9 protein-coding genes are annotated in these 9,060 nt (G+C 71.7%); 4 read left to right on the top strand and 5 right to left on the bottom strand.

Translation table 11 applies throughout. The annotated features are described in order from the left end of the window. Window positions 1-49: 49 nt before the first annotated feature. The 4 genes from ACFC02_RS40185 to ACFC02_RS40170 all read right to left on the bottom strand — a co-directional run bounded on the left by ACFC02_RS40185 (window position 50) and on the right by ACFC02_RS40170 (window position 4,707). On the bottom strand, window positions 50-1,174 hold the full coding sequence (locus tag ACFC02_RS40185) for a GuaB3 family IMP dehydrogenase-related protein (protein WP_360972100.1): 1,125 nt from the start codon (window positions 1,172-1,174) through the stop codon (window positions 50-52). A 150-nt stretch (window positions 1,175-1,324) separates the two neighbouring features. Then, window positions 1,325-2,830 carry an IMP dehydrogenase gene (guaB, locus tag ACFC02_RS40180; RefSeq protein ID WP_376367587.1) on the bottom strand — a complete coding sequence of 502 codons (1,506 nt, stop codon included), beginning with the start codon at window positions 2,828-2,830 and terminating at the stop codon, window positions 1,325-1,327. 140 nt (window positions 2,831-2,970) lie between these two features. Further along, on the bottom strand, window positions 2,971-3,558 hold the full coding sequence (locus ACFC02_RS40175) for a sigma-70 family RNA polymerase sigma factor (RefSeq protein ID WP_026252030.1): 588 nt from the start codon (window positions 3,556-3,558) through the stop codon (window positions 2,971-2,973). Window positions 3,559-4,095: 537 nt separating this feature from the next. Beyond that, window positions 4,096-4,707, bottom strand: coding sequence for a response regulator transcription factor (locus ACFC02_RS40170; RefSeq protein ID WP_003948568.1), 612 nt, complete (start codon window positions 4,705-4,707; stop codon window positions 4,096-4,098). Between the two features lie 382 nt (window positions 4,708-5,089). Between ACFC02_RS40170 and ACFC02_RS40165 the strand changes: the two genes are divergently transcribed. After that, a complete protein-coding gene (locus ACFC02_RS40165) occupies window positions 5,090-5,419 on the top strand; it encodes a WhiB family transcriptional regulator (protein ID WP_360972095.1) in 330 nt (109 codons plus the stop codon). Window positions 5,420-5,613: 194 nt separating this feature from the next. Here the strand turns inward: ACFC02_RS40165 and ACFC02_RS40160 are convergent, their stop codons facing one another. Next, window positions 5,614-6,510, bottom strand: coding sequence for a LysR family transcriptional regulator (locus ACFC02_RS40160; protein WP_376367584.1), 897 nt, complete (start codon window positions 6,508-6,510; stop codon window positions 5,614-5,616). A gap of 81 nt (window positions 6,511-6,591) precedes the next feature. Between ACFC02_RS40160 and ACFC02_RS40155 the strand changes: the two genes are divergently transcribed. From ACFC02_RS40155 to ACFC02_RS40145, 3 genes are all read left to right on the top strand, one after another. Continuing rightward, entirely contained in the window at window positions 6,592-7,344 is a 753-nt protein-coding gene (locus ACFC02_RS40155; protein ID WP_376367582.1) for an MOSC domain-containing protein, read from the top strand. Window positions 7,345-7,462: 118 nt separating this feature from the next. Further along, the gene (locus tag ACFC02_RS40150; protein WP_376367580.1) at window positions 7,463-8,236 is read left to right on the top strand and encodes an SDR family NAD(P)-dependent oxidoreductase; all 774 of its coding nucleotides are present in this window, start codon (window positions 7,463-7,465) and stop codon (window positions 8,234-8,236) included. Window positions 8,237-8,296: 60 nt separating this feature from the next. Next, window positions 8,297-9,004: an ester cyclase gene (locus ACFC02_RS40145; RefSeq protein WP_376367578.1), complete on the top strand. Its 708-nt coding sequence runs from the start codon at window positions 8,297-8,299 to the stop codon at window positions 9,002-9,004. Window positions 9,005-9,060 lie beyond the last annotated feature (56 nt).

Here is a 9,060-nt window from a genome sequence, read left to right as displayed (position 1 = left end):
GCCCCACCCGGGGCGACCGGCCCTTCCCGGTCTCACTCGGTCTCGGCGCTCACCGCTTGTGCTGCGCGTCCGCCACCGTGACCTCGACGCGCTGGAACTCCTTCAGCTCGCTGTAGCCCGTCGTGGCCATGGCGCGGCGCAGGGCGCCGAAGAAGTTCATGGAGCCGTCGGGGGTGTGCGAGGGGCCGGTGAGGACCTCCTCGATGGTGCCGACGGTGCCGAGGTCGACCTTCTGGCCGCGCGGCAGCTCCTCGTTGACGGCCTCCATGCCCCAGTGGTGGCCCCGGCCGGGCGCGTCGGTCGCGCGGGCGAGCGGGGAGCCCATCATCACGGAGTCCGCGCCGCAGGCGATCGCCTTGGGCAGGTCGCCTGACCAGCCGACACCGCCGTCCGCGATCACGTGGACGTACCGGCCGCCGGACTCGTCCATGTAGTCGCGGCGGGCGGCGGCCACGTCGGCGACGGCGGTGGCCATGGGGACCTGGATGCCCAGCACGTTGCGCGTGGTGTGCGCGGCGCCGCCGCCGAAGCCGACCAGGACACCGGCCGCGCCGGTGCGCATCAGGTGCAGGGCGGCGGTGTAGGTGGCGCAGCCGCCGACGATCACCGGGACGTCCAGCTCGTAGATGAACTGCTTCAGGTTCAGCGGCTCGTGCGAGGAGGAGACGTGCTCGGCGGAGACCGTGGTGCCGCGGATGACGAAGATGTCCACGCCCGCGTCGACGACGGCCTTGGAGAACTGGGCGGTGCGCTGCGGGGAGAGCGCGGCGGCGGTGACCACACCGGAGTCGCGCACCTCCTTGATGCGCGCCCCGATCAGCTCCTCCTTGATCGGAGCGGCGTAGATCTCCTGGAGGCGGCGGGTCGCGGCCTCGGCGGGCAACTCGGTGATCTCGTCCAGCAGGGGCTGCGGGTCCTCGTGGCGGGTCCACAGGCCTTCGAGGTTGAGCACGCCGAGGCCGCCCAGCTCGCCGATGCGGATGGCGGTGGCCGGGGAGACGACGGAGTCCATGGGGGCGGCCAGGAAGGGCAGCTCGAACCGGTAGGCGTCGATCTGCCAGGCGATCGAGACCTCCTTCGGGTCCCGCGTACGGCGGCTGGGGACGACGGCGATGTCGTCGAAGGCGTACGCCCGGCGGCCGCGCTTGCCGCGCCCGATCTCGATCTCAGTCACGTCTGTGGCCTTTCCCTGATGCGTTGCAGCGTCTTCCAGTATCGCCGACACCCATGACAAGGGCGGCCCCGGTGCACCCGGGACCGCCCTCGGACGTCGTCAGCCGTGCTCTACGCGCGCGACGCCGCACGCGCGTGGATCACTTCCCGCTCACTTCTTGCTGCTGTAGTTCGGCGCCTCGACGGTCATCTGGATGTCGTGCGGGTGGGACTCCTTGAGGCCCGCCGAGGTGATCCGCACGAACCGGCCCTTGGACTCCATCTCCTCGATGGTGGCGGCGCCGACGTAGCCCATGGTCTGGCGCAGGCCGCCGACGAGCTGGTGCAGGACGTTGGCGAGGGGGCCGCGGTAGGGGACCTGGCCCTCGATGCCCTCGGGCACCAGCTTCTCGTCGGCGGTCACGTCGGCCTGGAAGTAGCGGTCCTTCGAGTACGACCTGCCCTGGCCACGGGACTGCATGGCACCCAGCGAGCCCATGCCGCGGTACGACTTGAACTGCTTGCCGTTGATGAAGAGCAGCTCACCCGGGGACTCCTCACAGCCGGCGAGGAGGCTGCCCAGCATCACCGTGTCGGCGCCGGCGGCCAGCGCCTTGCCGATGTCGCCGGAGTACTGCAGGCCGCCGTCGCCGATCAGCGGGACGCCGGCGGCGCGGGCCGCGAGGGACGCCTCGTAGATGGCGGTGACCTGGGGAACGCCGATGCCGGCGACGACGCGGGTGGTGCAGATGGAGCCCGGGCCCACGCCCACCTTGATGCCGTCCACACCGGCGTCGATCAGCGCCTGGGCGCCGTCGCGGGTGGCGACGTTGCCGCCGACCACGTCGACGTTCACGCTCGACTTGATCTTCGACATCCAGCTCAGGGCGTTGCTGTTGTGGCCGTGCGAGGTGTCGACGACCAGGAAGTCGACTCCGGCCTCGGTGAGCGCCTGGGCACGCTCCAGCGCCTCCGGGCTGGCGCCGACGGCGGCGCCGACGAGCAGCCGGCCCTCGGCGTCCTTCGCGGCGTTGGGGTACTTCTCGGCCTTGACGAAGTCCTTGACCGTGATCAGGCCCTTGAGGACGCCCGCCTCGTCCACCAGCGGCAGCTTCTCGATCTTGTGCTTGCGCAGCAGTTCCATGGCGTCGGGGCCGGAGATGCCCACCTTGCCGGTGACCAGCGGCATCGGGGTCATGACCTCGTGCACGCGACGGCTGCGGTCGCTCTCGAAGGCCATGTCGCGGTTGGTCACGATGCCGAGCAGCTTGCCGGCCGGGTCGGTGACCGGGACGCCGCTGATGCGGAACTTCGCGCACAGGGCGTCCGCCTCGGCGAGCGTGGCCTCCGGGTGCACCGTGATCGGGTCGGTGACCATGCCGGACTCCGACCGCTTGACCAGGTCGACCTGGTTGGCCTGGTCCTCGATGGAGAGGTTGCGGTGCAGCACGCCGACGCCGCCGAGGCGGGCCATCGCGATCGCCATGCGGGACTCGGTCACCTTGTCCATCGCCGCGGACAGCAGCGGGATGTTCACCCGGACGTTGCGGGAGATGCGGGACGAGGTGTCGACCGCGTTGGGGAGCACCTCGGATGCGCCCGGCAGCAGCAGCACGTCGTCGTAGGTCAGCCCGAGTGTCGCGAATTTGCCGGGCACTCCGTCGACGTTTGCAGTCATGACACCTTCCCCAGATGGCCTTGCTCGGTGCGGATGTCCATGCTAACGGGAAGCGGAGGCGTCTCATTCCACGACGAAGAGCCGCCCTGAGCTTCGTATCTTCCTATGAGATCGGCGCGTCGCCGGTCAACGGGGCCGGGCTACTGCTCGGCGAGCGCCCGCAGCCTGCTGAGCGCCCGGTGCTGGGCCACCCGGACGGCTCCCGGTGACATTCCCAACATCTGTCCCGTCTCCTCGGCGGTCAAGCCGACCGCGATACGCAGGAGCAACAGCTCGCGCTGGTTCTCGGGGAGGTTGGCGAGCAGCTTCTTGGCCCACTCGGCGTCGCTGCTGAGCAGGGCGCGCTCCTCCGGGCCGAGGGAGTCGTCCGGCCGCTCGGGCATCTCGTCGGAGGGCACGGCCGTCGAACCGGGGTGGCGCATCGCCGCGCGCTGGAGGTCGGCGACCTTGTGGGAGGCGATGGCGAAGACGAACGCCTCGAAGGGGCGGCCGGTGTCCCGGTAGCGCGGCAGGGCGAGGAGGACCGCGACGCAGACCTCCTGGGCCAGGTCCTCCACGAAGTGGCGCGCGTCGCCCGGGAGCCGGGACAGACGGGTGCGGCAGTAACGCAGCGCGAGCGGGTGGACGCGGGCCAGCAGGTCGTGCGTGGCCTGCTCGTCGCCGTCGACGGCACGGTGCACGAGCGCACCGATCGCCCCTGGGGCAACTGCCGCCTCGTCGTCGCGCATCGGTCCATCGTGCCTTGGCGTCGTATGCCCGGTGGCACTGCCTTCGTGGTTGTGCACCGAAGCGTTATGAGCAGGTGCGCCGGAACCCATCCCCTGCGCCCTCCCATTCCGCTCGACCGACTCGTCCCCGAGGAACTCCACACCTCAAGGATGCGGCATCCGCGGCGAAACGAGCACCGGCCGCCCGGTGGGCCGCATTGCCACTGGTACCCGACGGGCGGTACGCGACACCGCCCGCGCCCCTCGCGGGGCCCCCGGCCGGCCCCCGCTCACGGAAGGACGGCCCTCGGGGTGCGGGCCGCACGGACTCGTGCACGGCGGGCTTGCGCAGCCGCCCACCGCGGAGCCGCCGGGCGTCCGGGCCGGGTCGCCGCACACCGGAGCTGTGGGGTCGTGGGGCCGCTGCCCGCCCCGCGCGTCCCCGGCCGGCCGGAACGGCCCGGGCGGACGCCACGGCGCGAGCGGCTGGTCGCGGCCGTACGACCGCTCCCGGCGCCCCTCGCGCGAGGGCGCGACGCCCCTGAGTCGAGGCAGGACCTAACGCACCAGGCCCCACCGGAATCCGAGGGCCACCGCATGCGCGCGGTCGGAGGCGCCGAGCTTCTTGAACAGGCGCCGGGCATGGGTCTTGACGGTGTCCTCGGAGAGGAACAGCTCACGCCCGATCTCGGCGTTGGAACGGCCGTGGCTCATGCCCTCCAGGACCTGGATCTCACGCGCGGTGAGCGTGGGCGCGGCGCCCATCTCGGCCGAGCGCAGCCGGCGCGGGGCCAGCCGCCAGGTGGGGTCGGCGAGGGCCTGGGTCACCGTGGCGCGCAACTCCGCGCGGGAGGCGTCCTTGTGCAGGTAGCCGCGGGCACCGGCGGCCACGGCGAGCGCGACGCCGTCGAGGTCCTCGGCGACCGTGAGCATGATGATGCGCGCCCCGGGGTCGGCGGACAGCAGGCGCCGGACCGTCTCGACGCCGCCCAGTCCGGGCATGCGCACGTCCATCAGAATGAGGTCCGAGCGGTCGGCGCCCCAGCGGCGGAGGACTTCCTCGCCGTTGGCCGCCGTCGTCACGCGCTCGACGCCGGGCACGGTCGCGACCGCGCGGCGGAGCGCCTCTCGGGCAAGCGGGGAGTCGTCGCAGACGAGGACGGATGTCATGGCCGCCCTCCGCAGCTGATGCGCGTCACCTTGAGCCTCCAGGCTGGTACGAAATCGTCACCTGTGCGGTCGACCGTCTCGGACGCCTGCCCGAGCACTTGTGTTCTCAACCGCCTCCGCACTCTCAACGACGGTCACTCGAAAGAGTTACGGGGCCGTACGCCGTTTTCGGCACTCTACGTGAGTGAGCGGACACAGTGCAGACACAGACGTCATACCCCCAACTTTTCATCACAAGCTATGCCCCATTTGGCCCCTTTTCTTCCCGTTTCCAGGTGTCTGGAGCTAGATTCGCAATGAGTCATATTTTCATCTCCTTAGATCGGGTACGTACGGTCGTTGGCACCGTATCCGCCACCGAACGGCTACAAGGGGTCACGCAATGGCAGATTTCTCCCGCCTTCCCGGACCGAATGCGGACCTGTGGGACTGGCAGCTGCTGGCTGCCTGCCGCGGAGTGGACAGCTCGCTCTTCTTCCATCCCGAGGGCGAGCGCGGGGCGGCTCGGAGCGCTCGAGAGAACTCGGCCAAGGAGGTCTGCATGAGGTGCCCGGTCCGTGCGGAGTGCGCGGCACACGCCTTGGCGGTGCGCGAGCCGTACGGGGTATGGGGCGGCCTGACCGAGGACGAGCGCGAGGAGCTCATGGGGCGGGCACGGAACCGACTGGTGACGGCCTCGTCATCAAGCGGCGACACCGCTTCGAACACCTGAAGGAACGTTTCTTCTTACCCATACGGACGCACGGCGACGGAGACAGGCGGCACATCGGAGGCAAACGACAAGGGCACGCGCGCGCGTGCCCTTCTTCTCCGCCCACCCGCGCCCGTCCTCCGCGCACCCGCGCCCGTCCTCCGCACACCCGCGCCCGGTTCCCCTCCGCCCACCGCGCACCGCGCCTTCCCGGCTCACCTGGCCCCGGCGCGGACCAGTTCGTCGAGGGTGGCGGCCACCGTCGGCACCTGGGCCAGGTCGGGCAGGGTGAGCGCGACGATCTCGCGGCGCACCGTCGGCTCCAGCGCCACGGTGCTCGCGCCCCTGGGCCGTACGGACTCGATCGCGAGCTGGGGCAGCACGGCGACGCCCAGACCGGCGCCCACCAGTCCGGCCACCGCCGGATAGTCGTCCGTGGCGAAGTCGATGCGCGGTGTGAACCCGGCGCTCGCGCACACCTCCACGAGCTGGCTGCGGCAGCGGGGGCAGCCCGCGATCCACGGCTCGTCGGCGAGTTCCGCGATGGCGACGGACTCGGCCCGGGCCAGCCGGTGCCCTTCGGGTACGAGGCCGACGAGCCGGTCGGTGAGCAGCGGGCGTACCACCAGGTCCGCCCATTCCTCCGCGCCCGCGGCGCCCTCGTAGCGAAAGGCGAGCGCCACGTCGCAGTCGCCCGCGCGCAGTAGTTCCACTGAGCGCGGCGGTTCGGCCTCCTCCAGGGAGACGCGGGTGCCGGGGTGGGCCGCGCGCAGGGCGGCGAGGGCGGTCGGGACGAGGGTGGAACTGCCGCTGGGGAAGGAGACGAGGCGGACGCGGCCGGCGCGCAGGCCCGCGATGGCGGCGACCTCCTCCTCGGCCGCGGTGAGTCCGGCGAGGATGCCGCCCGCGTGCCGCACCAGGGCCTCGCCGGCCTCGGTGAGCCGCATCTCCCGGCCGGTGCGGACCAGCAGCGGCGTGCCGGCCGATCCCTCCAGGGCCTTCATCTGCTGGCTGACGGCGGGCTGGGTGCAGCCCAGCTCGCGGGCCGCCGCGGAGAAGGAGCCGGTGGCGGCGACGGCGCGCAGGACGCGCAGATGACGGGCCTCGATCACCCTTCGAGCATAAGGGAAGCTTGGGCGAGTCACCGAAAAACGCGTCGACACTTTGACATGGGGTCCTTTACCGTTCCGGGCATGAAGCTTCTCTCGGTCAACCTGGGCCGTCCCGTGGCCGTGCCGTACACCGACCAGCCGGAGGGCGTGACCGGTATCGGCAAGCTGCCGGTGGACCATCCGGTGCGTGTCGCGGCGCCCGGCCCCAAGGGCGTCGGCGCGAGCGGGCTGGCCGGGGACGCGGTGTGCGACATGCGGCACCACGGCGGCGACGACCAGGCGGTGTACGCGATGGCGCGCGAGGACATGGACGACTGGGAGCGCGAGCTGGGCCGGGCGCTGCCCGACGGCTCGTTCGGCGAGAACCTCACCACCACGGGCATCGACATATCCGGTGCGCGGATCGGCGAGCGCTGGCGCATCGGCTCGCCGGACGGTCCCGCGGTGGTGCTCGAGGTCACCTGCGGGCGGATTCCGTGCCGGACCTTCCAGGGCCACCTGGGGGAGCGGGGATGGGTCAGGAGGTTCACGCGGAAGGGTGCGCCGGGTGCCTACCTGCGGGTGATCGAGCCCGGTGAGATCCGCCGCGGGGACCCGGTCGAGATCGTGCACCGCCCGGACCACGACGTGACCGTGGCCCTGCAGTTCCGGGCCTGCACCACGGAGCGCTCCCTGCTGCCGCGCCTGCTGGGGGCCGGCGCGGCGCTGCACCCGGAGTCGCTGGCGGCGGCCCGGAAGTACCTGGCGGAGTACGGCGCGTCCGGCGGTGCGGAGGACGACGGGGGAAACGGCGCGGAAAGCGGTACGGAAAGCGGTGCGCGAAGCGCGGGTTGACGGCCCGTCCGGCCGGGCGCGCCGTCGGGCCGGACGGCCGGGCACACCGATCGCTCACTGATCGGCAGGCCCTGTGCAGAGATCGGGGACGAGGGGCGCGGACCACTAACCTTTCGCCATGACAACGGCTCTGATTACGGGATCGACCGCGGGCATCGGCGCCGCGTTCGCGCGGCGGCTGGCGGCCGACGGCCACGACCTCGTCCTGGTGGCGCGTGACACCGAACGCCTGACGGAGCAGGCGACGGAGCTGCACGACCGGCACGGCATCGAGGCCGAGGTGCTGACGGCCGACCTCGCGACCGACGAGGGCATCGAGACGGTCGCCTCCCGGCTGGGCGACCGGAAGAACCCCGTCGACCTCCTGGTCAACAACGCCGGTTTCGGCAACAAGGGCCGCTACCTCGACGTGGACATGGCCGACGAGCTGAGGATGCTCAAGGTGCACGTCGAGGCCGTGTTGCGGCTGACCTCGGCGGCGACCGCGGCGATGCGCGAGCGCGGCCGGGGCGGCGTCGTGAACGTGGCCTCGGTGGCGGCGTTCGTGCCGCGCGGCACCTACGGGGCCTCGAAGGCGTGGGTCGTGCAGTTCACCCAGGGCGCGGCGCGGGACCTGGCGGGCAGCGGCGTACGGCTGATGGCTCTGTGCCCCGGTTTCGTCCGCACCGAGTTCCACCAGCGGGCCGGCATGGGCACGGACAACATCCCCGGCTGGATGTGGCTGGACGCGGACAAGCTGGTCGCGGCGGCCATCGCGGACCTGGCCCGCGGCCGGACGGTGTCGATCCCGGACCCCCGCTACAAGGCGCTGATGGGCCTGGTCAAGGTCACGCCGCGGGGCCTGCTGGGCGGGGTCGCCTCGAAGACGGGACGCAAGTACGGACCCCGGTGAGGCGGACCGGTGGGAAAATGGCGGTGACGGAACCGGGCCAGGGGGGCCGGAGGCGGCGCCATGACCTTCGTACAGCTCATCGAGTGCAGGACGAGCCGGCTGGACGAGATGAACCGGCTGCTGGACACCTGGGTCGAACAGGCCGGCGGGAAGCGGGCCGCGACCCACACGCTGGTCGGCAAGGACCGCTCGGACGGCGCGCACATCGTGGAGATGGTGGAGTTCCCGTCGTACGAGGAGGCGATGCGGAACTCGAACCTCCCCGAGACCGACGCGGTCTTCCGCGGCCTGGTCGCGCTCTGCGACGAGCTGCCCGTCTTCACGGACCTGGAGGTCGTGCGGGACGAGCAGTTCGCCGCGTCGGCGGTGCGCCGTTTCTTCGACACCCTGACGGCCGCCGGTGAGCTGCCCCCGCTCAACGACCTGATCGACGAGGACTGCCACAGCCACGATCCGGTCAATGCGCAGGACACCATCGGTCTGGACGCGATCCGGCGCGAGTACCGGATGTGGCGGGACGCCTTCGACTTCGCCTTCACCGTCGAGGACGCGATCACGCAGGACGACCGCGCCTGCGCCCGCTGGACGTGGGACGCCGTCCACCGCGGCGAGTTCCTGGGCATCGCCCCCACCGGGCGGCGGGTCACCATGACCGGCACGACCCTCTTCCGGTGCGGCCCGCACGGCAAGTTCACCGAGCTGTGGTGGCAGCGCGACCAGCTGGGCCTGATGCAGCAGCTGGGGGCGTTGGACGAGCTGGAGAGCTGAGCGGGCCGGCCGACCTCTCCGGGGGCGGACACGCCGGTGCCCGGCACCCCGGAAGG

Source organism: Streptomyces sp. NPDC056160 (assembly GCF_042268205.1).
Lineage (GTDB): Bacteria > Actinomycetota > Actinomycetes > Streptomycetales > Streptomycetaceae > Streptomyces.
Note: the sequence above shows the minus strand (reverse complement) of the source record. Positions and strands in the feature narration are given on the sequence as shown.

Coding starts and splice junctions, on each gene's coding strand:
- guaB (WP_376367587.1), bottom strand. CDS start 2,830: ATGACTGCAAACGTCGACGGAGTGCCCGGCAAATTCGCGACACTCGGG.
- ACFC02_RS40175 (WP_026252030.1), bottom strand. CDS start 3,558: ATGCGCGACGACGAGGCGGCAGTTGCCCCAGGGGCGATCGGTGCGCTC.
- ACFC02_RS40170 (WP_003948568.1), bottom strand. CDS start 4,707: ATGACATCCGTCCTCGTCTGCGACGACTCCCCGCTTGCCCGAGAGGCG.
- ACFC02_RS40165 (WP_360972095.1), top strand. CDS start 5,090: ATGGCAGATTTCTCCCGCCTTCCCGGACCGAATGCGGACCTGTGGGAC.
- ACFC02_RS40155 (WP_376367582.1), top strand. CDS start 6,592: ATGAAGCTTCTCTCGGTCAACCTGGGCCGTCCCGTGGCCGTGCCGTAC.
- ACFC02_RS40150 (WP_376367580.1), top strand. CDS start 7,463: ATGACAACGGCTCTGATTACGGGATCGACCGCGGGCATCGGCGCCGCG.
- ACFC02_RS40145 (WP_376367578.1), top strand. CDS start 8,297: ATGACCTTCGTACAGCTCATCGAGTGCAGGACGAGCCGGCTGGACGAG.